Origin of the sequence: Thioclava nitratireducens (assembly GCF_001940525.2) — a bacterium.
GTDB classification, from domain to species: domain Bacteria; phylum Pseudomonadota; class Alphaproteobacteria; order Rhodobacterales; family Rhodobacteraceae; genus Thioclava; species Thioclava nitratireducens.
In genome coordinates, this window is record NZ_CP019437.1 from 1,096,604 (window position 1) to 1,118,965 (window position 22,362).

A 22,362-nucleotide genomic window follows, 5' to 3' on the forward strand; every position below is an offset into this window, starting at 1 on the left:
CCCCTTATCAGCTTTCGATGTAATCGCGATGAAGCGCCCAGTCGCCCGGGCTGAACCGGTCCGAGGCGAATTGCTGCTGGTGCCAATAGGGATAGATCACGGGCAGCTTGCTGACCTCGTGCAGGCGCTTCAGCTCGTCCTCGCTCAGCTCCAGATCCACGGCGCGGAAATTGTCGCGGAACTGCTGTTCATTGCGTCCGCCTATGACGAGCGAGCTGATCGCGGGACGCGTCAGCAGCCACGCCAGCGCGACCTGCGCCGCCGAGACCCCATGCGCGTCACCGATCTCGACCAGCGCATCGACGATGTTCCACAGCTTCTCCTCGTCGCGGATCGGCGGCTCGGTCCAGCCCGCGAATTGCCGCGAGCCTTCCGGCGTGTCCTTGCCTCGGCGATGCTTGCCCGACAGCAGACCGGCGGCGAGCGGGCTCCAGACCAGTACGCCCAGCCCCTGATCGACCGAGATCGGCAGCAATTCGTATTCCGCCTCGCGGGCCTCGAGTGTGTAGTGAATCTGCTGCGCCACGAAGCGCTCGCGCAGGCTCCGGTCGCTGACGCCGAGGGCCTTCATGATGTGCCAACCCGAGAAGTTCGAGCAGGCGATGTAGCGGACCTTGCCCTGTTGCACGAGCGTGTCGAGCGCCGAGACCATCTCCTCCATCGGGGTCACGCCGTCCCATTCGTGCATGTGGTAGATGTCGATGTGGTCGGTCCGCAGCCGCTTGAGCGAGCGTTCGCATTCGCGGATCAGGTGATAGCGCGAAAAGCCCTCGTCATTCGGCCCATCGGCGATCCGCATCCGCGCCTTGGAGGAGATCAGCACGTCATCGCGCCGACCGTCGAGCACTTCGCCAAGGATATCTTCCGAGAGGCCGGTCGAGTACATGTTCGCGGTGTCGTAGAGGTTGATGCCGGCGTCGATGCAGGTGTCGACCAGCTTGCGCGCTTCGCTGACGCCTTGGGCGCCGACGGCCTTGAAAGCGCCTGCGCCCCCGAACGTGAACGTGCCCATCGTGAGCACCGAAACCTTGAGTCCAGATCGTCCTAAGGTTCTGTATTTCATGTATATCTCCTCCTCTTGAGTATCGTTTGTCCAGGCGCGATCAGCGCGCCAGAAGTCTTGCGACATGCGCGATGCCCAAGGTCGGGCTGGTCAGAACCGGCGGATCATCCGCACTCGTTTCGAGCCGTTGGAGCGCGCGCGCCATTGAGGCCTGTGCCAGAACCACCACGTCGTTTTCGCGGGCGAGCCGGGCGATGCCTTCGGCAACCCGCGCATCGTGCCCCTCGCGGTCGCCCGATTGCAGCGTCTCGAAGGCGCCCTCGACGACCTGGCTCGTGATGGCGCTGTCCGCCCCGGCCTCGCGGCTGACGCGCTCGATCAGCTCGGCGGTGGGCGTCAGCGTCGATTGCAGGGTCGCGAGCACACCGATGCGGCGGCCTTTTGCGACCGCTTCCTGTGCCATCCCCTCGTCGATGCGCATCAGCGGCACGGGGCAGAGCGGTGCGATGCGTTCGACCGCGCCGCCGAGGCTGGAGCAGGTCACGAGAACCGCCTCGGCCCCTGCATCGACCGCCGACCAGATCATGCCCGTCAGGCGGCGCGCCGTCATCGAACTGACCGATCCGTCGCGGATCGTCAGGCGCAGAAGGCTCTCGTCGAGCATGTTGAAAACTTTCCAGTCGGGCAGGTGGGCCTGCGCCAGGCCTTCAAGCTCCGGGATCAACCCGGCGACGGTATGGATCATCGCAAGGGAGCGAGGTGATTCGTGTCTTTCGTGATGCATTCGCGGGCTCCTTTGTTGCGGTTGACGCGCTCTGGTCTCACTTGGCATGACAGCGCTGTCATATTCGTGAGTATCATCATGGACCTGCTTCGATGACAAGCCGGAATGTCTCAAGCGCCTTGTTTGAAACGCTTTGACCGGGTTCGGAACTACGTTCCGCAGGGGAGGGCGCGTCCTTCCGGCACCTGTCCTGACACAAGTTTTTGTTATTTGCCGATTGACAAGACGGCTTTGCGGTTCGCAATATGACAGCGCTGTCACAGGAGGAATGGCAGCGCTAGCATTTCGGGCGAACCCCCGTCCGACCCGCCAGCCCCCGCCGAAGCGTTCGGCGCCGGATGTGCGTGCGGAAGGTCGGGGACGCGGAGAAGGGAGGGGCGTTTTGGCACTGTCGGAAAATTCGGTCACGCCATCGGAAAGGAAATCCATGCGAGTCCTGCATCAATTGCTTCAACTGCGTCACATGCGTGAATTCAACGTTCTGATCGCGTTGATCCTGATGGGGCTGCTGATCAGCTTGTTCACACCGTATTTCCTGACCGTGTCGAACCTGATGGGGGTGTCGCGGGCGTTCTCGCTGACCGCCATCATGAGCATCGGCATGGTGATGGTCATCATCACCGGCGGGATTGATCTGTCGGTGGGCTCTGCGATGGGGCTCGCCGGTCTGATCACGGCGCTCTGCTTCGATGCGGGCTACTCGCAATATGCGGCGGTGGCCGCGGGGCTCGGTGTCGGGCTTGCCTTCGGGTTGACCAACGGGCTGCTGATCACCGCGATCGGCCTGCCGCCCTTCATCGCCACGCTCGGCACGCTGAGCATCGGGCGCGGCTTGATGTATATGATTACCCACGGCGTGCCGTTGACCCCAGAGACTCCCGAGAGCTTCAGCTTTCTGGGACAGGGCTATGTCGGCCCGGTGCCGGTGCCGGTGGTCATCCTGCTCGTGCTGACACTCATCTTCACCGTCATCATGACCCGGACCCGCTTCGGTCGGCACGTCTATGCCACGGGCGGCAACGAGAACGCGGCACGTCTGAGCGGGGTGAAGGTCCAGCGCGTCAAGCTCGCGGTCTACGTCCTGTCCTCGACAATCTCTGCGCTGGCCGGCGTTATCGCCTTTTCGCGCTACCTGTCGGCAGAACCGGCGTCCGGCTTCGGTTCGGAGCTTGAGGTGATCGCCGCCGCCGCAATCGGCGGGGCCAGCCTTGCGGGCGGTATTGGCTCGGTGCTGGGCGCGGTCATCGGTGCTGCCCTGATCGGCGAGATCGCCAACGGCGTCGTGCTGCTCAACATCAATACCTATGCCCAGCAGGCCATTACCGGCGGCGTGATCCTGATCGCGGTCAGTCTGGACGTGCTGCGCAATCGGATGGGCGGCCGCGGCTGAGCCGCGTCGTCCGGAAAGCAACAAGATCAAGAAGCCGGACCGCGTCTCGAAGAGGAGAGAGCGGCGCGAGATCCGGACGAAGAAGGCCCCGGTGCGGGGCGCAAAACCGAAACTGCATCAACAATAGAGGCCTGCCGTGCGTGGTCGGGTCTGGAGGAGGAGAGAAGATGCGTATTGCAATGAAAGCCGCCGCGGCGGTTCTGGCCCTGGCAACCGGTATGGGGGCGGCTGCGTCCTATGCTCAGGACATCACCGTGGCGCTCGTGCCGAAGGTGGCCGTTCCGTTCTTCGACGACTGCAACACCGGCGGGGCCGAGGCAGCGAAAGAGCTGGGCGTGAACTACCAGTGGGTGGTGCCGGCGAACACGCAGGGTTCGACGCAGGTCAAGATCATCGAGGATCTGATGGCGCGTCACGTCGACGGGATCGGGATCTCGGTCAACGAACCGAAATCGGTCGAGGGCATCATCAAGCAGGCCACCGATGCGGGTATCAAGGTCGTCACCTTCGACAGCGACAGCGCCAATAGCGCGCGCAGCATGTATATCGGCACGATCAACAAGCAGGCGGGCGTCACCATGGGCAAGTCCATGGCCGAAGCGCTCGGCGGCAAGGGTGAGGTGGCGATCGTCACCGGTCAGCTTGGTGCGTCCAACCTGAACGAGCGGATCGACGGCGTGAAGGAAGCGCTGGCCGACTATCCCGACATCAAGCTGGTCGCGACCGAAGGCACCGAGGACGACCTCGCCCGCGCCGTTTCGGTGACCGAGGCGCTCCTGCGCGCAAACCCGAACCTCGCCGGTATCTTCGGCATCAGCCAGGTCGGCGGCCCGGCCGTCGCGAAGGTTCTCGCGCAGCAGGAATTCGCGGACAAGAAAGGCAAGCTGAAGGTCTTTGCGTTCGACGATCTGCCCGACACGATCAAGGGCGTGAAGGAGGGCTTCATCGACGGCATCATGGTCCAGCGCCCGATCACGATGGGCAAGCTGGCGGTCGAGCATCTCGTGGCCCAGATCAAGGGTGAAGAGACCGATCCGCAGAACATCGACACCGGTGTGACCGTCGTGACTGCCGACAACCTCGACAGCTACACCAAGTAATCTCCGACGACACCTGGGCGGGGCCAAGTGTGGCCCCGCCCGACATTCTTCAGCCTGAGGCCGCGATGAAACCGTTTCTCGAAATGATCAGCATTTCCAAGACCTTTCCCGGGGTGAAGGCGCTGGACCACGTCGACCTGCATCTCAACTCCGGCGAGGTGCATGTGCTGGCAGGGGAAAACGGCGCCGGCAAGAGCACCCTGATGAAGATCATGACAGGCGTGCTGCGCGCCGGTCCGGGAGGGGAGATCCGCGTCGAGGGCGAACCCGTCGTGATCAAGAACCCGGTCCATGCGCGGTCGCTCGGCATCTCGATCATTTACCAGGAACTCGCAGTGGTGAATAACCTCACCGTCGCCGAGAACGTCTTTCTCGCGCGTGAGCCGCTATTGCCGACCGGCCTGATCGACCGCACCAAGATGAATGCGGACACCCGCGCGGTGCTGCACGAGCTTGGCGTGGAAATCGACCCGGAAGCTATGGTCGGCACGCTTTCGATCGGCCAGAGACAGCTGATCGAGATCGCCCGCGCCATCTCCTACAATTCCAAACTCATCATCATGGACGAGCCGACCGCGTCGCTCAGCCACCACGAGGCCTCGACGCTGTTGCGCATGTCGCGCAAACTGGCCGAGCAGGGTGTCGGTATCGTCTTCATCTCGCACAAGCTCGAGGAAATCTTCGAAATCGCCGACCGCGTCACCGTGCTGCGCGACGGTCGCACCGTCGATACACGGCCCGTCTCCGAGATGACGAGCGACCTGCTGGTGCGCCTGATGGTGGATCGCGAGCTCGACCAGCTTTTCGGCCATCACACCTCCCACGCGACCGACGAGGTTCTGATGTCGGTGCGCAATCTCACCGAAAAGCGCGTGAAGGACGAAGGTGTGTTCGTGCGCGATGTCGATTTCGACCTGCATCGCGGCGAAGTTCTGGGCTTCTTCGGTCTGGTCGGTGCCGGACGGACCGAAGTGATGGAGATGATTTTCGGCAGCCGCCCCCATAGCGGCGAGATTTCGATCAACGGCAAACCGGCGCTGATTTCCTCGCCCTCGGACGCGATAGAGCATGGGCTCGGATTTGTGACCGAGGATCGGCAATCGCGAGGGCTTGTCCTCGGCATGTCGGTGCGCGAGAACTTTTCCCTGACGCATCTGAGTGACTATTGCAGCTTCGACTTCGTGAACCGTCGCAAGGAAACGGCGGCCTGTGCGGATTATATCCGCGCGCTGGGCATCAAGACGCCGTCGCCCGAGCAGAAGGTGCTCAACCTGTCGGGCGGCAACCAGCAGAAGGTCGTCTTGGCGAAATGGGCCGCGCGCCGTCCGCAGATCCTGATCGTCGACGAGCCGACGCGCGGGATCGACATCGGCGCCAAGGCCGAGGTGCACACGTTGTTGGGCAAGATGGCCGAGGAGGGCATGTCGATCATCGTCGTCTCGTCGGACCTGCCGGAGATTCTGGCGATCAGCGACCGTGTGATCGTGCTGAAGGAGGGGAAGATCAGCGGCGAACTGACCCGAGAGAACGCCACGCAGGAAAGCGTGATGCTGGCGGCGACCGGCTGAGGCCGTCCCGCCGAACCAAAAAGCGAATGAACGAAACGGAGATTGAAATGACCAAGCGCGTAGTATTCACAGGCGGCACCGGCAAGGCAGGGCGTCATGCGGTGCCGCATCTGCTGAGCAAGGGCTACGATGTGCTCAACGTCGACCTCAAGCCGCTCGACGTCCCGGGCGTGAACACGCTGATCACCGACGTGACCGACAGCGGCGCCGTGTTCAACGCGCTGACCACCCACCACGACTTCGGCGGGTTCGAGAAGGGCGCGCCGCCGTCGCCGCCCGATGCGGTCGTGCATTTCGCCGCGATCCCGCGCGTGCTGATCGAGCCCGACAACGTGACCTATCAGGCCAACGTCATGAGCACCTACAACGTGATCGAGGCGGCGATGAAGCTCGGCGTGCGCAAGGTGATCATCGCCTCGTCCGAGACGACCTATGGCGTGTGCTTCGCCGAGGGCGACAAGGATTTTCACTCCTTCCCGCTCGAGGAAGATTACGACAGCGATCCGATGGACAGCTACGGGCTCTCCAAGGTCTGCAACGAGAAGACCGCCCGCGCCTTCGCCGCCCGCTACGGCGCCGATATTTACGCACTGCGCATCGGCAACGTGATCGAGCCCCATGAATACGGCATGTTCAAGGGGTTCCTCGAGAACCCGATGAGCCGCAAACGCAACGCCTGGAGCTATATTGACGCGCGCGATCTGGGTGAGATCGTGCATCTGTGCATCGAGAAGGACGGTCTGGGCTATCAGGTGTTCAACGCGGTCAACGACACGATCACCGCCGACATGCCGACCACCGAGTTCTTGAAGAAATACTGCCCGAACACGCCGATCACCCGTGAGATGGGCGCCGACGAGGCACCGATCTCGAACCGCAAGGCGCGCGAGGTTCTGGGCTTCAAGGAAGCGCATCCGTGGCGCAAATACGTGGAGGTATGATCGCCACGGTCCCCGCGATGTTTTCGCGCCATGCATGTATGGCCTTTGAAAACGCTGCCGCTAGGTGCATTTCTGGGTAATTGACTCGGGCTTGCCCGAAAGGAATTGGAGGAAAGCGTCATGGGGACCAAGCAGCGATTGCCCGACCGCAAAAGCAAGATCACGGTGCGCGAGGTCGCGCGCCGTGCCAATGTCAGCGAGTCGACGGTCTCTCGCATCATGCGCAACAAGGGACTCGTCGCCGAAGCTACCCGCGAGAAGGTCATGGAGACGGTCCGCGCGATGGGCTACGTCCCCAACCGCATCGCTGGCTCGCTGGCCTCGCTCGACTCCTTCCTCGTCGGCGTCGTCATCCCGTCGCTCTCCAACATCGTCTTCCCGGAAGTCCTGCAGGGCGTCCATGCCGGGCTCGAGGGAAGTGACCTGCAGCCGGTGATCTCGACCACGGATTATAATGTGGATCGCGAAGAGGCTGTGGTGCGCGGCATCCTCAGCTGGAAGCCGGCCGCGATCCTGCTGGCCGGGTTCGACCACACCGACGCGACCCGCAAGATGCTAGAACAGAGTGATATCCGCGTCGTCGAGATGATGGATATCGACAGCACGCCGATCGACATCGCGGTGGGCACCTCGCATCGCCGTGCAGGCCACGCCATCGGTCGCCACCTGATTTCACGCGGCTACCGCCATTTCGGCTATGTCGGCCATGACTGGGAGGCCGACCGCCGCGCGCGGCTGCGCTATGACGGGCTGTGCGAGGCGCTGTCCGAAGCGGGGCTCTCCATCGAGGCGCATGCGATCGATGACGGGCCCAGCTCGGTCGGTACGGGTCGAGAACAGACAGCGCGCCTGCGTGCTTCGGCCCCGCAGGTCGACGTCGCGGTCTATTCCAACGACGACATGGCGGTGGGCGGCGTCTTCCACTGCCTTGCCGAAAGCATCAGCCTGCCCGACCAATTCGCCATCTTCGGCTTCAACGGTCTCGATATCGGCAAGGAGCTGCCCCAGCCGCTCTCGACCGTCCGCTCGAACCGTTTCCTGATCGGCAAGAAGGCGATCGAGGAGGTTCTGGCCTCGCCAGAACGCCCGTCTGCGCCGACCATCATCGACACTGATTTCGAGGTCTTCGCCGGCGCGACTGCCTGAAGCGCGCACCGATCTCGGACACCGAACTGAAAGGAGAAATGCCATGCATCCCGCTCTCGCCAAAGGCAATGTCGCAGTCGTCACCGGAGGGGCCTCGGGTATCGGCCTCGCTGCCGCCCGCCACCTCGCCGGGCTTGGGATGCGCGTTTGCATCGCCGATCTGCCGGGGGCTGCGCTCGACGCCGCCTCCGACGCTCTGATCGCCGCGGGTGCCGCGGAGGCGGACGTGATGACGCTGGCGACCGACGTCTCGGACCGCGCGCAGCTCATGGCGCTCGCCGACGAGGTCTGGGCGCGCTTCGGTCCGGTCAACCTGCTGATGAACAACGCGGGGATGCAGCCCGGCAGTTCGATCTTCGATGAGGAAGGCAACTGGGACCGCATCCTCGAGGTGAACCTGGGCGGGATCATTCGTGGCAGCCAGATTTTCGCGCCGCGCATGATCGCGTCGGGCACGCCGGGCCTGATCGTCAATACCGGCTCCAAGCAGGGGATCACCACGCCCCCGGGCGATCCGGCCTATAACGTGTCGAAAGCCGGCGTGAAGGCCTTCACCGAGGCGCTGCAGCACGAGTTGCGCAACCGCGAGGACTGCAAGGTCGAGGCGCGGCTGTTCATTCCGGGCTTCGTCTACACGCCGCTGACCGCGGGCGGGCGCACCGAAAAACCCGCTGGCGCCTGGATGCCCGAACAGGTCGTGGAATTCCTCTTCGACTCGATCGAGCGCGGCGATTTCTACATCCTGTGCCCGGACAACGACGTGGACCGCGCGACCGATGTGAAGCGCATCCTCTGGGCGGCGGGCGACATCACCGAGAACCGCCCGCCGCTGTCGCGCTGGCATCCCGACTACGATGACGCCTTCAAGGCGTGGCTGAAGGCGTGATGCGGCCATGACGACCCGGGTGCATCGTATCGCGGCCATCCCCGGCGACGGGATCGGGCCGGAGGTGGTCGACGCCGCGCTGACGGCGCTCGATCACCTGAGCCGCCAGACCAACGCATTCCGGCTGGAGATCGACCGCTTCGACTGGGGCTCGAAACGCTATCAGCGCGAAGGCACGTTCATGCCCGCGGGCGGGGTCGACGCGCTGCGGGCCTATGACGCGATCCTCTTCGGCGCGGTCGGCGCGCCGGACGTGCCCGATCACCTGACGCTCTGGGGGCTGCGCCTCGCGATCTGTCAGGGGCTCGATCAATACTCGAACCTGCGGCCCACCCGGATCCTGCCCGGCCTGTCGAGCCCGCTTGCGGGTGTCAGCCCGGACGACCTGGACTGGCTTATCGTGCGCGAGAATTCCGAGGGCGAATATGCGGGGCAGGGCGGGCGCAGCCATCGCGGCCAGCCGCATGAGGTCGCCACCGAGACCGCCATCTTCACCCGCACGGGCGTCGAACGCATCATGCGCGTGGCTTTCTCGCAGGCCCAGGCACGTCCGCGCAAACGGCTGACGGTCGTCACGAAATCCAACGCGCAGCGCTACGGGCTCGTGCTCTGGGACGAAATCGCCGCCGAGATCGCGGCCGAGTTTCCCGACGTGACGTGGGACCGGATGCTGGTCGACGCGATGACCGTGCGCATGACGCTCGATCCGCATTCGCTCGACACGATCGTCGCCACGAACCTGCACGCCGACATCCTCTCGGATCTGGCTGCGGCGCTCGCCGGCTCTATCGGCATCGCGCCCACGGCCAACCTCAACCCCGAGCGCGCTGCGCCCTCGATGTTCGAGCCGATCCATGGCTCCGCCTTCGACATCACCGGCAAGGGCGTCGCAAATCCCATCGGCACCTTCTGGAGCGCGGCGATGATGTTGGAGCACCTCGGAGAGACCGAGGCAGGGGCGCAAATGATGCGCGCGATCGAACTCGTGACGGCGGATCCCGAAAGCCGCCCCCGCGACCTCGGCGGCACGTCCGGCACTGCACAGGTGACGGAACGGCTCTGCCGTGCGCTCGACGAGATAGTGGGGGGCAGCTGAAAGTTACGTCGCAGCTTCAGAAGCTCTCGCGTTTCAGCGCCGTGGTTTGAAATCCGCCACGCTATCGCGCACAACCAGTTCCCCCGTCATCAGGACCTTCACCGGAGATTGATCTCGCTCGTCCGTCGCGATGAGGTCGTCGAGCAGGCGGATCGCCATCGCGCCGATGCGCGCTTTCGGAACGTCGACCGAAGTCAGGGGCGGATCGAAGACGCTCGAGGTGGGAAGGTTGTCGAAGCCCACGACCGAAACATCTTCCGGCACTCTGTGGCCCAATTCGCGCAAGGCTCTGACGAAGCCGAAGGCGATGATGTCATTCGCACAGAAATAAGCATCCGCGAGAGGCCGGTCGCCCAACTGGGTCAAGGCTTCTTCATAGGCGCCGTCCAGTGTCGACTTCACCGAAAGTTCCTGCGCGTCCTCGCTCTGCAATCCGAACGCTGCGGCCGCGTTCCGGAACGCCGTTTGACGCAGCCGGAAGTTCATCACCTCGCTGTAACTTCCGACATAGCCGATCTTGCGGAAGCCGCGCGAAACCAGATGCGAGAGCGCATCGTAGACGAGTTGATCGTTGTCCATATCGACGAAATTCGCCTTCAGGAACGGGTGGTAGGTGTCGATGAGCACGGTCGGTAGCGGCGCGCGCTCGATGATCGTCTCGATATCTTCGCGTGAAAGTTCGGTGCCGAGCACGACGATGCCGCGCGGTTCCGAGCCGTCCAGGCTCGACAACAGTTGATGCAGCGATTCCTGTTCGTAGCTCACGACCTGCAGCGCGTAGTCGCGGCGAAGCGCCTCGAAAGACATCCCGTCGATATAGTCCGAGATGAAGTGGTTGTGGTCGCGATTCACCGTCTGGCCGTGGCGCGCGATCTTGAGAAAGCGGATCGTGTTGGTGACTTCGGTCCGCGCCCGATTCGAGCGCGGGGTGTAGTTCAACGCCTCCACCGCTTCCAAAACGCGGGCGCGGGTGGCCTCCGAGATGTCGCCCTTGTCGTTCAGGACCAGCGAAACGGTGGCAGCGGAAACCCCCGCGTGCCCGGCAACTTCGCGCAGGGTGACCGGCTTTTTTGGCTCAATTTCCATCGTGTCGCTCATGTGGCCTTCAATCTATGGGCGAACCTCCCGCACTGCACAACGGGCCTTCGGAAAGTTCGGTCTTTTTATTCGCTCGCGCTCGAAGCAGCTAGTGAACAAACGGGGTTGACTTTAGTAAACATAATAGTACGAATTTAGTAAATAAGATAATTCTTCAGTAAACGGCGCGGGGGAGGAGATGTCGAAACTGGATGGGAACCTGTTTGTGTTGTCCGTACTCATCGTGCTGCTTCTAGCAGTCGGCGGGGCGGCATCCGGCGGCAATTACCTTTCGATCTACAATCTGCAATCGATGGCGAACCAGGTGCCCGAGATCGGGCTGCTCGCGATCGGCGTGATGCTGGCGATGTGCTCCGGCAACGGTGGGATCGACCTGTCGGGGATCGCGCTTGCGAACCTCTCGGGCGTGGCCTCGGGGCTTGTAGCGCTGTCGATCTTCCCGGTCGACGAAGCGCCCGTGCTGTTCACTATCACCTTCGCCGGGGGATGTCTGATCATCGGCGTGCTGGGCGGTGCGCTGAACGGATTTCTGATCTCGCGTTTCGAGATCACGCCGATCCTGTGCACCTTGGGCACGCAGATGGCCTTCACCGGCGCGGCGGTCGTGTTCTCGGAAGGACGCTCGGTGACGATCGGATCGCCGCCCGCGCTCTACGATCTGGGCAATGGCCTGATCTTCGGAGTGCCGGCGAGCTTCCTGATCTTCCTCGGCGCTGCTTTGATCCTGGGCGGGGTGCTGCGCTTCACGCCCTACGGGATGAAGCTGATGCTGACCGGAGCCAACCCGAAGGCGGCGCTGTTCAGCGGCTTCAACCGCGACCGCATCCTGATCACGACCTACGCGCTCTCGGGGCTGATGGCCGGTCTGGCGGGGGTCATCATCGCAGCGCGGAACATCAACGTGAAATGGGACTACGGCACCTCTTATCTGCTGATCGCGATCCTTGTCGCGGTGATGGCGGGGGTGCGGCCCGAGGGCGGCTATGGGCGCATCGTGAATGTCGTGCTTTCGGCGATCACGCTGCAGCTTCTGTCGAGCCTGCTGAACTTCGTCGGGTTCTCGAATTTCGTGCGGGATTTCGCCTGGGGCGCGCTGCTGCTGTGCTTCCTCGCGGTCAACCGCTTCGAGTTGGTCGACCAGGTCATCACACGCTTTTCGCTGGGGCGCGCGGCGCGCGCTCCGAAACACTGAGCCGAAGAATGTAATCCAGGGAGGAGATCATCATGGCATTCAAAGGACTGAAAATCGGCCTGTTGGCCGCGACCACGGCGGCAATGCTGGCTGGCGCACAAGGGGTCGCAGCGCAGGAAGGCAAGTCGATCACCACGGTCGTCAAGATCAGCGGTATCCCGTGGTTCGACCGGATGAAAACCGGTGTCGAGAAGTACGCGCAGGAACATCCCGACATGAAGATCGAGCAGGTCGGCCCCGCCACGGCGGATTCCGCCCAGCAGCTGCAGATCGTGCAGGATCTCGTCGCGCGCGGCGTCGATGCGCTGGCCGTCGTGCCGATGGATCCGGCGATCCTCGAAGGCGTGCTCAAGCGCGCGATGGATCGCGGCATCGTCGTCGTGACCCACGAGGCTGACAACCAGAAGAACACCATGGCCGATGTCGAAGCCTTCGATAACGCGGAATATGGTGCGGCGCTGAACGAGCGTCTGGCCAAGTGCATGGGCGGCAAGGGCAAGTGGACGACCTTCGTCGGCTCGCTGGGCAGCCGCACCCACATGCAGTGGGTCGGCGCGGGCGAGGAGAACGCGAAGAAATACCCGGATATGGAACTCGTCGATCCGAACAACGAAAGCTTCGACGACGCCCAGGGCACCTACGAGAAAGCCAAGGAAATCCTGCGCAAGCACCCGGATATCAAGGGCTTCCAGACTTCGGCGGGCAATGATGTGCTCGGCGTCGGTCGCGCGATCGAAGAAGCCGGTCTGGCCGGCAAGGTCTGTCTTGTGGGCACCGGTCTGCCGAACCCCTCGGCGGCCTATCTCGACAGCGGGGCGATCACCGCGATCGGTTTCTGGGATCCGCAGAAGGCCGGTATGGCGATGAACTCGCTGGCCACCAAGATCCTCGCGGGTGAAGAGATCACCGACGGCATGGATCTGGGTGTCGACGGCTACCACAGTGTCAGCGTGCGCCCCGGTGCCGGTGACGGCGTGCTCGTCGTGGGTAACGGCATGGTTCTCGTCGACAAGGATACCTACAAAGAGACCCTTTTCTAAGACGTGAAAAAATCGGTCGGCCGGGGGTCAGCCCCGGCCGGCTTTCGAACCGCCCGTGCCTAGGCTGGAGGAGCTGCGGCGCATGGGACGGAAAAGACCGGTGTTCAGGGGGAGCAATCAGATGTCAGACGGACATTTTCTGGAGCTGCGCGGCATCCACAAACGCTTTGGCGGTGTTCACGCGCTGCGCGGCGTCGACGTAACGATCGACACTGGTGTCGCCTATCACCTGCTGGGCGAGAATGGCTGCGGCAAGAGCACCTTCATCAAGATTATTTCGGGCGCCCATGCGCCCAGCGAGGGAGAGATCGTGCTCGATGGGCAGGCGCATAGCGAGCTGTCGCCGATCCAGTCGCTCGAAGCGGGGATCGAGACGGTCTATCAGGACCTCTCCCTGCTGCCGAACCTCTCCGTCGTGGAAAATGTCGCGCTTGGCGACCAACTGGTGAGCGGCAACGGGCGCCTGATGCGGCTGCTGAACCGCCGCCGTCTGCGCGAAACGGCCCGCGAGGCAATCCGTAATGTCGGGCTGGAGCCGACGGCGAAACTCCTTAACACAATGGTCGGGGATCTGCCGCTTGCGATCCGGCAGCGCGTCGCCATCGCGCGGGCCATCGCCGCCGACGCGCGGCTGGTTATCATGGACGAGCCGACCACTTCGCTCACCCGGCACGAGGTCGACGCGCTGATCGAACTGGTCGGCAAATTGCTCGAACGCGACGTGGCGGTGCTGTTCGTGACCCACAAACTGGAGGAGTGCTACCGCATCGGCGGGCAAGCGATCATCTTCCGCGATGGCGAGTGTATCTCGCAGGGCCCAATCGCGGACTATTCCCGCGCCGAGCTTTCGCATCTGATGACCGGGCGCGAACTGGACACGATGCGCTACCGCAATGGCACGCCGCGGGCCGAAGAGGTGCTGCGCGTCGAGGGGGCGAGCTCCGGCGCGGACTTCGAGGATGTCGCCTTCTCGCTGAAGGCGGGCGAGGTGCTTGGCATCACCGGTCTCTCGGATTCCGGTCGCAACGAGGTCGCGCTCGCGCTGGCCGGCCATCAATCGCTGAGCTCCGGTCATATCGAGATTTCCGGCGCGCAGGTGCATCTCGACTCCCCCGCGGACGCGATTGCACGCGGCATCGGCTATGTCCCCGAGGACCGCCTCTCCGAAGGGCTGTTCCTGCAGAAGTCGATCTACCAGAACGAGGTGACGCTGATCCTCGACCGGCTGCGTGGGCGCGGGGGCATCGTCGACAAGCGCAAGGGGCGCGAGGCGGCGAGCAAGATTTCCGAGGCGATGAACCTCAATACCGGCAATATCGACCTGCCGGTCTCGGCGCTCTCGGGCGGCAACCAGCAGCGCGTGCTGATCGGCCGGTGGCTCAGCATCGAGCCGAAATTGCTGGTGCTTCATGGCCCGACCGTCGGCGTCGATGTCGGGTCGAAGGACACGATCTACCGCGCGATCCAGGCGATGGCGGAGCGCGGGATCGGGCTGATCATCGTCTCCGACGACCTGCCGGAACTGCTGCAGAACTGCGACCGGATCCTCGTGATGAATCGCGGTCGCCTCGTCGATGAACTCGACGCCGCGACCACCGACGAGAACCGTATTTACCAATCGATGCTTGGCTCGGCGAACGAGGCTGCCTGATGACCATGGTGCAAGAGATGAATGACCGATCAACGCCCAAACGTCCCGAGGACAAACTGACGATTTGGGAGACCCTGCGACGTCGCCCCGAGATGGTGACGCTGACCATCCTCGTCGTGATCTGCGTGGCGGTGTCGATCATCAACCCCAACTTTCTGCAGCCGGGCTCGCTCATCGATATGGGCCGCGCGAGCGTGGTGACCGGGCTCTTCGCGCTCGGTGTCTTCGCCATTCTCGCGGCAGGGGGCATCGACGTCTCCTTCACCGCGATCGCGGCGCTGACAATGTATTCGCTTACGAAATTCGTGATCACCGTGGCGCCCGATCTGCCGATGGCGGCGATCATCGCGATTGCAGTTGTGGCCGGTGCGCTTCTGGGCGCGGTGAACGGCCTTCTGGTTCACGGGCTGCGCGTGCCTTCGCTGATCGTCACGATCGGCACGCAATACCTGTTCCGCGGTATCCTGCTGGCCTTCGTGGGTACGGTTTGGCTGATGGAGCTTCCGCCGCAGATGACCGCCTTCGGGAAGGCCGCGCTCTACCAGTTTCAGGGCGCCAATGGCGTGACCGTCGATCTGCCCGCCTATTTCCTGATCTTCCCGGTCGTCGTCGGGCTGGCCTGGTTCCTGTTTGACCGCACGCTGATGGGGCGGGCGATCTTTGCTACCGGCGGCAACCCGGAGGTCGCGGCGCGGCTCGGCTATGGCCAGCGCGTGGTGCATGTCTTCGTCTTCGCCTTCGCGGGGGCGCTCGCAGGTCTCGCAGGCATCATCCATGTCAGCGCGACCCGCATGGCCAACCCGTTCGATCTGGTCGGCACCGAGATCGAGGTGATCGCCGCCGTCGTTCTCGGCGGGGCGCGGATCACCGGCGGCACGGGCTCGGTGCTGGGCACGGTGGCCGGTGTTCTCCTGATCACCGTGGTCAGCAACACGCTGGTTCTGGTGGGTATCCCCAGCACCTGGCAGCGCCTTGTCGTGGGCGCGTTCATCCTTCTCGCAGCGGCCTTCTTCGTGCGCCGCAAGCAAAAACCCAAGCAACGCAAAGCAGAGTGATCCGATGAAGAAGTTTCTCAACAAACCCGAAGATTTCGTCGAAGAGATGCTGGAGGGGATTTACGCCGCCCATCCGGAAGTGACCCATGTCGCGGACGATCTGCATTGCTTCGTGACGGCGAACCCGGTCCCGGGCAAGGTTGGGATCGTGACGGGGGGCGGCTCCGGCCACCTGCCGCTGTTCCTCGGCTATGTCGGCGACGGGATGCTCGACGGTGCGGGTGTCGGCGGCGTGTTCCAGTCGCCCAGCTCGGACCAGATCCTCGAAGTGACAAAGCATGTCGATCAGGGGGCAGGGGTTCTCTATCTCTACGGCAATTACAGCGGCGACATCATGAACTTCGACCTCGCCGGGGAACTGGCCGAGGTCGACGATATCGAAACCGCCACCGTGGTCGGCAATGACGATGTGGCCTCCTCCAAGCCGGGCGAGGAACACAAGCGCCGCGGCGTCGCCGGGATCGTCTTCCTCTACAAGGTCGCGGGAGCCGCCGCCGCCGAGATGAAGCCGCTCTCCGAGGTCGTCCGTCTGACCGAGAAGGCGAAGGCGCGCACCCGCACAATGGGCGTGGCGCTGACGCCCTGTATCGTTCCCGAGGTCGGCAAGCCCAGCTTCACGCTCGGCGAAGACGAGATGGAAATCGGCATGGGCATCCATGGCGAGCCGGGGATCACCCGCAAGACGCTCGAGCCCGCAGATGCCGTCGTGGACGAAATGATGGAGCGCATCTTCGCCGAGCAGGACTACGCGGCAGGCGATGAGGTTGCGATCATCGTCAACGGGCTGGGCGCGACGCCGATGGAAGAGCTCTACATCTTCTACCGCCGCATCTCGCAGCTGTTCGCAGAGCGCAACGTGACCATCGCGCAGGTCTGGATCGGTGAATTCGCGACCTCGATGGAGATGGCGGGCGCCTCGATCTCGGTCCTGCATCTCGATGACGAGCTGAAGCCGCTCATCGAACGCAGCGCGACGACGCCGTTCTTCAAACATATCGCGAAGTGAGGGCTGCCATGACGATGAATGCAAGTGCGCTGCCCGGTCTGTTTAACCGCTATCGGGATCGGTTCGCCGCCGAGAAACAGGCCCTGATCGAGCTCGACGGCAAGGTCGGCGACAGCGATCTGGGTCTGACCATGGCGAAGGGTTTCGCCGCCGCAGCGGCCGCCCTTGAGGAAAAGGCGCCCGAGACGCTGGCAGACGGGATGAAGACCGCGGGCGCCGCGATCGCGAAAGCCGCGCCCTCGACCATGGGCACGCTGATGGCAACGGGTTTCCTGCGCGGAGCGAAGGCACTCGACGGTGCGGAAGTGATGGACACCGCCGCGCTGGCCGATTTCTGGGCTGCCTTCCGCGACGGGATCGCGCAGCGCGGCAAGGCGCAGCTGGGTGACAAGACCGTACTCGACGTGCTGCACCCGGTCGCCGAGACCATCGCCGCGCAGGCGCAGGCGGGCGCATCGCCCGCCGAGGCATCACACGCAGCAGCCCAAGCTGCGAAAGAGGCGCTGGAGGCGACCAAGGAGATGGAAGCCCAGCACGGCAAGGCTGCCGCGTTCGGCGAGAAATCCAAGGGAATTCAGGACGCGGGCGGCACCGTCGCGTGCATCCTCATCGAAGAGACAAGCGCTGCCTTGGGCGCGTAGGAGAGGGACATGCACTACAATACGCTGGGACGGAGCGGGCTGAAGGTTTCGGCCCTCGCGATGGGCACTTTCACCTTCGGCGGCGAAGGTCCCTTCGCGATGGTCGGCAGTCAGGGCGTGGCCGAGGCCCGCGACCTGTTCGATTGCGTGATCGACCACGGTGTGAACCTGATCGACACGGCGAACATGTATTCCACCGGCACCGCCGAAGAGATCGTGGGCGAGGCGCTGGAAGGCCGCCGTGACAAGGTGCTGATCTCGTCGAAAGCTCGCATGCCGATCGATGACGGCCCCAATGGCGAGGGCGCGAGCCGCTGGCACCTGATCCGCGAATGTGAGCGCAGCCTGAAACGTCTGCGCACCGATCACATCGACATCTATCATATCCACGAATGGGACGGCCAAACCCCCGTCGAGGAAACGCTCGAAGCCCTGCAAACGCTGATCGACCAGGGTAAGATCCGCTATGCGGGCTGCTCGAACTATACCGGCTGGCAGGTCATGAAATCGCTGATGGCCTCGGAGAAGCCGGGTCGGGCGCGGTTCGTCACCCAGCAGATCCACTACACGCTCGAGGCGCGCGAGGCGGAATACGAGCTTTTGCCGATCGCGGTCGATCAGGGCGTCGGCGCGACCGTCTGGAGCCCGCTTGCGGCGGGGCTGCTGTCGGGCAAACACACCCGCGACAATCCGGTGGCCGAGGGGAGCCGTCAGGCGAAGGGTTGGACCGAACCGCCGATCCGCGATCAGGAGCGGCTCTGGAAGATCGTCGATGTGCTCAGCGAATTGGGCGAGGCGCATGGCGTCGAGGCGGCGCAGATCGCGCTGGCATGGCTGCTCACCCGTCCCGGCGTTGCCTCGCTGGTGGTCGGCGGTAGCACGGTGGCGCAGTTCGAGCGCAACTTCCGCGCGCTCGACGTCAAGCTCTCCACCGAAGATCTCGCCCGCCTCGACGAGGTCAGCCGCCCGCCGCTGATCTACCCGCTGTGGCATCAGGAACAATTCGCCAAGCCGCGCTTCGGCCCGGCGGACGGGATCGTGACGGGCTAATCGAGCCCGGCGGGATCAACTTAAGCTATCGCGCGGCACGGGCGAACTCGTTTCGTGCCGCGCGAAGACCTCAGGGGTGCAGTTCGGCCCGGAGGCGCTTCAACTCTTCCGCAGGCATAAGTTCCACGCCCTTCGTCATGTCGCGCAATTGCTTGAGGAGTGCGTGCGCTTCCTCGACTTCGGCCTGTTCGATCCTTCGCGAAGGATGGGCGAAGAAACCGGCGGACCGGGTCTCGTCGCCGACAGCGACGGCCTTCCCATAGCGCAGTCCGAACTCGGCCGCCTGACCGAACACGTTGCTCTCGTCCTGCTCCGCGAGTTCGGACCAATCGCAAATGCCTGTATGCGTCATGGCCCATCTGACCGTCGGATCCCGGAACACGAGACCGTTCGCAGTATAGAAATCGATCCATTCCTGTGGATATGTCTGGTATAGGAGTGTAGGGTTTGCAAAGCGCACATGCAGCCCTAAGGCGAATTTCCAGTCTGATATTGCACTCATAAGTTGCAATTTCCGGCGCAATGTACGCACATCGATCATGCAGCTACCCTTGTAGTATGTTCAGTGAATCCCTCGACCAACGCATTGCGGAACTATCTTGGTCCAACCGAGCCGCACTTCCGTAGTGACTATTGAGCACTCGGACAGAATGGAAGTTCGAAACGGCATGATTCTTCGTGATCACCAGAGCCTTTTCGCCGATCTCGCTCCAGCAGGCTGCTACGTCGCCTTGCGGGCTGGCTTTTTCGCGCCTGAAGCCGAGTTGAACCTGTTTCCGCCTGAATGGATCAATCATTACACGTTTTCCGGGTTGGCGCTGGCCGATCCGCTGCTGCGCTGGTGCCAGGAAAATTCGGGCTATGCGCGGTGGGGTGAAATAGACAGCTTCGTCGGCACGAGCTTCATGCGCGACTATCGGTCTTTCGGCTTCGAATTCGGAGGTGTCGTGTCGATCCACGGGACGCAGGAGATGCCGAAGCGGAGCCTTGGCATCTTTGCGCGCTCAGACCGGGAGCTTCGGGTTTCCGAAATGAAAGAGATCGAGAGGGTTCTCTCGCGCATCCATTCGGACGAGCCCGAGATGCCGACCGAGGCGCAAATGGAAGCGCTCCAACTCTATTCCAAAGGCTATCTCCACAAGCAGGTCGCCCACGAATTGCAGCTCTCCGTCGGGGGCGTCAAGGCGCGGCTCAGGGGCGCTGCGGACCGGCTCGGGGCGAAGACCTTGCGAGAGGCAGCGAGTATCGCCGCGAGCCGAGGCCTCCTGTAAGCGTCCCGACCGCCTCGTTGATGCAAACGGACTCGGCGCGCAGGGCCTTGGATATAATTCACCCCGTCCCGGACTCAGCTCTGTGGTGCGACCTCGAAAAGCTCGGTGTGATCGTCCTGGATGCGGTCGATCTGATCGAGAATCCGCGACAGGTGATCGCGCATCGCCTGCGTCGCGCGGTCAATCTTCATCGATAGTCTGCGATGGAGAGGGCGCGAGCGATACGCTCCTGCGCCCTTGCCAATCACAGCGCCGCAATTTCCACCGACTCGATTTTGTCACGAAGCCGCGCGGTCACCCTGATCTTGCCGCGCTCACCCGTCAGGCGGAGCCAGCAGCCGGTCGCGCCATCCGCGAGCGCCACGCAATCGGGGCCGATCAGCTTCGCCGGACCTTCGACGTCTAGGAACACCGGCTCGTTTAGGAAATGCAGCTTGTTGCCTGCCTGATCGCGAGCGCGGATCATCACCCGGATCTCGTCGCTCGGATCGGCCTCGGCTTCGGTGACATCGGGCGCCACTTCCAGCCGTTCGAACATCGCGTCGGCGGGGAAGTCGCGCTCGATTACCAACTCCCCGTTCAGGTAGCCGCGCAGGCGGCCCGCATGCCAGCTCTCCCCCCAGGCGGTCACCTCGTCGGGGGTGAAATGGTCGTAATCGATGACGACTGGCGCATGGGGCAGATGCGGGAAGCGGCTGCGGTCGGGCCCGACGCGCTTGACCACGTCGGCGTAGGACAACTCCACCTCGTCGCAATTGGTCAGCACGATCAGCGGGATCACCCCGCCGATATTTCGCTCGCCGCGCGACCAGATGGTGACCGGCTCCATCACGATCGCCTCGTCGGGATCGCGCTGGCTGGCATAGGCGTAGGCTGCGAATTTCGGCTCGCGGAAGATCGACATCACACCGTGATGGCAGATCCGGTCGCCCGCGCCGAAATCCTTGTGGGTGTTGTAGTCGAACATGCACCAGCCGATGCAGCCTGCAAGTCCGGCATCGGGATCGTGGGCGGCGTTGAGCACGTCGAGATGGCGCAGCACATGCTCGTGCTGGCGATGCTCGGGGTCGCCCGCCTTGGTGGGATACATGTGCCCGTTATACTCGGTCACCAGATAAGGCACGCGCTTGGGCAGCCCCGTCACCTCCTGCTGGTCGCGCAAGCTCGTGCGCGGGCGGTTCGAGAAGGGCAGTTCGAAATCGCCGAGGATGAAATCGTTCATCGTGTAGACGTCTTCGAGCAGTTGGCTGTCGGTGATGCAGCGCACGCCGCCGGTGGGGCGCGTTGCATCCAGCTCATGCGCGAGGGCATTGGTGCGCTTGTAGAACGCCTCCGCATCGGGGCTCTCGTTGATCCGAACGCCCCAGATGATGATCGAGGGGTGGTTCCAGTCGCGCCGGATCATCCGCTCGACATTGCTCACCGATTCATCCTGCCAGACATCGCCGCCGATATGCTGCCAGCCGGGGATTTCCTCGAAGACCATGAGGCCGATCTCGTCGCAGCGGTCGAGGAAATAGGGGCTTTGCGGGTAATGCGAGGTGCGCGCGATGTTGCAGGCCAGATCGTAGCGCAGGATTTCCGCGTCGCGCTCCTGGCTGCGCTTGCCCTGAGCGTAGCCCGAATAGGGGAAGCTCTGATGCCGGTTGAGGCCGCGCAGAACCACGCGCTCGCCGTTGAGGAAAAAGCCCTCGGGCGTGAATTCCGCGTGACGGAAGCCGAAGCGCTGGGTGAGGCGGTCGCCGCTCTCGATCAAGGTCAGCGTCAGCGTGTAGAGCGCGGGCGTCTCGACCGACCAGAGCGTGATATCGGCGAGGCTATCGAAGCTGATTTCGCCCGTGCCTTGGCCGCGTGCGATCTCGTGGTCCTCGGCGTCCGACAGAACCGCCTCCACCGGGCCCGGCGCGTCGAGCTTGACCAGAACGCGCTTGGTCTCGGCCAGCACGTCGGGCGTCTCGATCTTCACGCTTGCGATATGGGCCTCGGGCAGCACCTCCAACCAGGCGTCGCGATAAATCCCGGCATAGGTGAGGTAGTCGATGCGGCCACCGAAGGGTGGGATCTCGGGGTTTTCCGAACCGTCGATATGCACCGTCACCAACGCCTTGCCGCCTACAAAGCGGTCCGTCAGATCTACGGTGAAGGGCGTATAGCCGTCGCGGTGACGCAGCACTTCGGCGCCGTTCACATAGACCACCGCATCGGCCATCGCCGCATCGAACCGCAGCCGCACCAGCTTTCCCGCCCAGGCATCGTTCCATGCGATCTCACGCTGATAGGTGAAGGGGCGCTGGAAGTCGCGCTCGTCGAAATAGCTCATCGGCAGGTCGGCGGCGTTATGGGGCAGGGTGACCGTCTCGCCCTGCAGCAGTTCTGCGACCTTGGCCGCGTCGAAGCCTTCCGCGAAGGTCCAGCCTCCGTTCAGTTTGCTGATCTCTCTCATC

At 63.5% G+C, this 22,362-nt stretch carries 20 protein-coding genes; 15 read left to right on the top strand and 5 right to left on the bottom strand.

The genetic code is table 11. From position 1 onward, the window contains the following. Nucleotides 1-7: 7 nt before the first annotated feature. A complete protein-coding gene (locus BMG03_RS05455) occupies nucleotides 8-1,063 on the bottom strand; it encodes an aldo/keto reductase (RefSeq protein ID WP_075776416.1) in 1,056 nt (351 codons plus the stop codon). A gap of 40 nt (nucleotides 1,064-1,103) precedes the next feature. After that, the gene (locus BMG03_RS05460) at nucleotides 1,104-1,748 is read right to left on the bottom strand and encodes an aspartate/glutamate racemase family protein (protein ID WP_244270999.1); all 645 of its coding nucleotides are present in this window, start codon (nucleotides 1,746-1,748) and stop codon (nucleotides 1,104-1,106) included. Nucleotides 1,749-2,214: 466 nt separating this feature from the next. On the opposite strand from BMG03_RS05460, the gene BMG03_RS05465 reads away from it, so the two are divergent. From BMG03_RS05465 to BMG03_RS05495, 7 genes are all read left to right on the top strand, one after another. After that, nucleotides 2,215-3,177, top strand: coding sequence for an ABC transporter permease (locus BMG03_RS05465; protein ID WP_075776414.1), 963 nt, complete (start codon nucleotides 2,215-2,217; stop codon nucleotides 3,175-3,177). Nucleotides 3,178-3,344: 167 nt separating this feature from the next. Continuing rightward, entirely contained in the window at nucleotides 3,345-4,277 is a 933-nt protein-coding gene (locus BMG03_RS05470; protein WP_077701127.1) for a sugar-binding protein, read from the top strand. 65 nt (nucleotides 4,278-4,342) lie between these two features. Next, nucleotides 4,343-5,845 carry a sugar ABC transporter ATP-binding protein gene (locus tag BMG03_RS05475; protein WP_075776413.1) on the top strand — a complete coding sequence of 501 codons (1,503 nt, stop codon included), beginning with the start codon at nucleotides 4,343-4,345 and terminating at the stop codon, nucleotides 5,843-5,845. 47 nt (nucleotides 5,846-5,892) lie between these two features. Further along, the gene (locus BMG03_RS05480) at nucleotides 5,893-6,786 is read left to right on the top strand and encodes an NAD-dependent epimerase/dehydratase family protein (RefSeq protein WP_075776453.1); all 894 of its coding nucleotides are present in this window, start codon (nucleotides 5,893-5,895) and stop codon (nucleotides 6,784-6,786) included. Between the two features lie 120 nt (nucleotides 6,787-6,906). Next, a complete protein-coding gene (locus BMG03_RS05485) occupies nucleotides 6,907-7,932 on the top strand; it encodes a LacI family DNA-binding transcriptional regulator (RefSeq protein ID WP_075776412.1) in 1,026 nt (341 codons plus the stop codon). A gap of 43 nt (nucleotides 7,933-7,975) precedes the next feature. Next, on the top strand, nucleotides 7,976-8,818 hold the full coding sequence (locus tag BMG03_RS05490; protein WP_075776411.1) for an SDR family NAD(P)-dependent oxidoreductase: 843 nt from the start codon (nucleotides 7,976-7,978) through the stop codon (nucleotides 8,816-8,818). A 7-nt stretch (nucleotides 8,819-8,825) separates the two neighbouring features. Then, a complete protein-coding gene (locus BMG03_RS05495) occupies nucleotides 8,826-9,914 on the top strand; it encodes a tartrate dehydrogenase (RefSeq protein WP_075776410.1) in 1,089 nt (362 codons plus the stop codon). 33 nt (nucleotides 9,915-9,947) lie between these two features. Here BMG03_RS05495 and BMG03_RS05500 read toward each other — a convergent pair whose 3' ends face one another. Further along, on the bottom strand, nucleotides 9,948-11,012 hold the full coding sequence (locus BMG03_RS05500; RefSeq protein ID WP_206198469.1) for a LacI family DNA-binding transcriptional regulator: 1,065 nt from the start codon (nucleotides 11,010-11,012) through the stop codon (nucleotides 9,948-9,950). A 178-nt stretch (nucleotides 11,013-11,190) separates the two neighbouring features. Here BMG03_RS05500 and BMG03_RS05505 point away from each other — a divergent pair, with 178 nt between their 5' ends. From BMG03_RS05505 to BMG03_RS05535, 7 genes are all read left to right on the top strand, one after another. Continuing rightward, a complete protein-coding gene (locus BMG03_RS05505; RefSeq protein ID WP_075776409.1) occupies nucleotides 11,191-12,204 on the top strand; it encodes an ABC transporter permease in 1,014 nt (337 codons plus the stop codon). Nucleotides 12,205-12,236: 32 nt separating this feature from the next. Continuing rightward, a complete protein-coding gene (locus BMG03_RS05510) occupies nucleotides 12,237-13,244 on the top strand; it encodes a substrate-binding domain-containing protein (protein WP_075776408.1) in 1,008 nt (335 codons plus the stop codon). A 121-nt stretch (nucleotides 13,245-13,365) separates the two neighbouring features. Beyond that, nucleotides 13,366-14,895 (top strand): sugar ABC transporter ATP-binding protein, encoded by a 1,530-nt coding sequence (locus BMG03_RS05515; RefSeq protein ID WP_077701128.1) that lies wholly within the window; start codon nucleotides 13,366-13,368, stop codon nucleotides 14,893-14,895. Further along, complete coding sequence (locus BMG03_RS05520; RefSeq protein ID WP_166504566.1) at nucleotides 14,895-15,950, top strand: ABC transporter permease; 1,056 nt, start codon at nucleotides 14,895-14,897, stop codon at nucleotides 15,948-15,950. The genes BMG03_RS05515 and BMG03_RS05520 overlap by 1 nt, the downstream gene beginning before the upstream one ends. Before the next feature lie 4 nt (nucleotides 15,951-15,954). Then, a complete protein-coding gene (locus BMG03_RS05525) occupies nucleotides 15,955-16,956 on the top strand; it encodes a dihydroxyacetone kinase subunit DhaK (RefSeq protein WP_075776406.1) in 1,002 nt (333 codons plus the stop codon). Between the two features lie 8 nt (nucleotides 16,957-16,964). After that, complete coding sequence (locus tag BMG03_RS05530) at nucleotides 16,965-17,597, top strand: dihydroxyacetone kinase subunit L (RefSeq protein WP_199224625.1); 633 nt, start codon at nucleotides 16,965-16,967, stop codon at nucleotides 17,595-17,597. Nucleotides 17,598-17,606: 9 nt separating this feature from the next. Beyond that, nucleotides 17,607-18,647 (top strand): aldo/keto reductase, encoded by a 1,041-nt coding sequence (locus BMG03_RS05535; protein ID WP_075776405.1) that lies wholly within the window; start codon nucleotides 17,607-17,609, stop codon nucleotides 18,645-18,647. Nucleotides 18,648-18,717: 70 nt separating this feature from the next. Here the strand turns inward: BMG03_RS05535 and BMG03_RS05540 are convergent, their stop codons facing one another. Then, nucleotides 18,718-19,188, bottom strand: coding sequence for an autoinducer binding domain-containing protein (locus tag BMG03_RS05540; protein WP_075776404.1), 471 nt, complete (start codon nucleotides 19,186-19,188; stop codon nucleotides 18,718-18,720). A gap of 127 nt (nucleotides 19,189-19,315) precedes the next feature. Here BMG03_RS05540 and BMG03_RS05545 point away from each other — a divergent pair, with 127 nt between their 5' ends. Beyond that, complete coding sequence (locus BMG03_RS05545; RefSeq protein ID WP_157771559.1) at nucleotides 19,316-19,918, top strand: autoinducer binding domain-containing protein; 603 nt, start codon at nucleotides 19,316-19,318, stop codon at nucleotides 19,916-19,918. A 244-nt stretch (nucleotides 19,919-20,162) separates the two neighbouring features. Here the strand turns inward: BMG03_RS05545 and BMG03_RS05550 are convergent, their stop codons facing one another. Next, nucleotides 20,163-22,361 (bottom strand): glycoside hydrolase family 2 protein, encoded by a 2,199-nt coding sequence (locus BMG03_RS05550; RefSeq protein ID WP_075776449.1) that lies wholly within the window; start codon nucleotides 22,359-22,361, stop codon nucleotides 20,163-20,165. Nucleotide 22,362 lies beyond the last annotated feature (1 nt).

What these genes read in the sequence shown, in the direction of transcription:
- BMG03_RS05525 (WP_075776406.1), top strand. Translation starts at nt 15,955, where the DNA reads ATGAAGAAGTTTCTCAACAAACCCGAAGATTTCGTCGAAGAGATGCTG.
- BMG03_RS05485 (WP_075776412.1), top strand. Translation starts at nt 6,907, where the DNA reads ATGGGGACCAAGCAGCGATTGCCCGACCGCAAAAGCAAGATCACGGTG.
- BMG03_RS05495 (WP_075776410.1), top strand. Translation starts at nt 8,826, where the DNA reads ATGACGACCCGGGTGCATCGTATCGCGGCCATCCCCGGCGACGGGATC.
- BMG03_RS05520 (WP_166504566.1), top strand. Translation starts at nt 14,895, where the DNA reads ATGACCATGGTGCAAGAGATGAATGACCGATCAACGCCCAAACGTCCC.
- BMG03_RS05465 (WP_075776414.1), top strand. Translation starts at nt 2,215, where the DNA reads ATGCGAGTCCTGCATCAATTGCTTCAACTGCGTCACATGCGTGAATTC.
- BMG03_RS05490 (WP_075776411.1), top strand. Translation starts at nt 7,976, where the DNA reads ATGCATCCCGCTCTCGCCAAAGGCAATGTCGCAGTCGTCACCGGAGGG.
- BMG03_RS05540 (WP_075776404.1), bottom strand. Translation starts at nt 19,188, where the DNA reads ATGATCGATGTGCGTACATTGCGCCGGAAATTGCAACTTATGAGTGCA.
- BMG03_RS05545 (WP_157771559.1), top strand. Translation starts at nt 19,316, where the DNA reads ATGATTCTTCGTGATCACCAGAGCCTTTTCGCCGATCTCGCTCCAGCA.
- BMG03_RS05470 (WP_077701127.1), top strand. Translation starts at nt 3,345, where the DNA reads ATGCGTATTGCAATGAAAGCCGCCGCGGCGGTTCTGGCCCTGGCAACC.
- BMG03_RS05550 (WP_075776449.1), bottom strand. Translation starts at nt 22,361, where the DNA reads ATGAGAGAGATCAGCAAACTGAACGGAGGCTGGACCTTCGCGGAAGGC.
- BMG03_RS05515 (WP_077701128.1), top strand. Translation starts at nt 13,366, where the DNA reads ATGTCAGACGGACATTTTCTGGAGCTGCGCGGCATCCACAAACGCTTT.
- BMG03_RS05510 (WP_075776408.1), top strand. Translation starts at nt 12,237, where the DNA reads ATGGCATTCAAAGGACTGAAAATCGGCCTGTTGGCCGCGACCACGGCG.
- BMG03_RS05475 (WP_075776413.1), top strand. Translation starts at nt 4,343, where the DNA reads ATGAAACCGTTTCTCGAAATGATCAGCATTTCCAAGACCTTTCCCGGG.
- BMG03_RS05460 (WP_244270999.1), bottom strand. Translation starts at nt 1,748, where the DNA reads ATGATCCATACCGTCGCCGGGTTGATCCCGGAGCTTGAAGGCCTGGCG.
- BMG03_RS05500 (WP_206198469.1), bottom strand. Translation starts at nt 11,012, where the DNA reads ATGAGCGACACGATGGAAATTGAGCCAAAAAAGCCGGTCACCCTGCGC.
- BMG03_RS05480 (WP_075776453.1), top strand. Translation starts at nt 5,893, where the DNA reads ATGACCAAGCGCGTAGTATTCACAGGCGGCACCGGCAAGGCAGGGCGT.
- BMG03_RS05505 (WP_075776409.1), top strand. Translation starts at nt 11,191, where the DNA reads ATGTCGAAACTGGATGGGAACCTGTTTGTGTTGTCCGTACTCATCGTG.
- BMG03_RS05455 (WP_075776416.1), bottom strand. Translation starts at nt 1,063, where the DNA reads ATGAAATACAGAACCTTAGGACGATCTGGACTCAAGGTTTCGGTGCTC.
- BMG03_RS05535 (WP_075776405.1), top strand. Translation starts at nt 17,607, where the DNA reads ATGCACTACAATACGCTGGGACGGAGCGGGCTGAAGGTTTCGGCCCTC.
- BMG03_RS05530 (WP_199224625.1), top strand. Translation starts at nt 16,965, where the DNA reads ATGACGATGAATGCAAGTGCGCTGCCCGGTCTGTTTAACCGCTATCGG.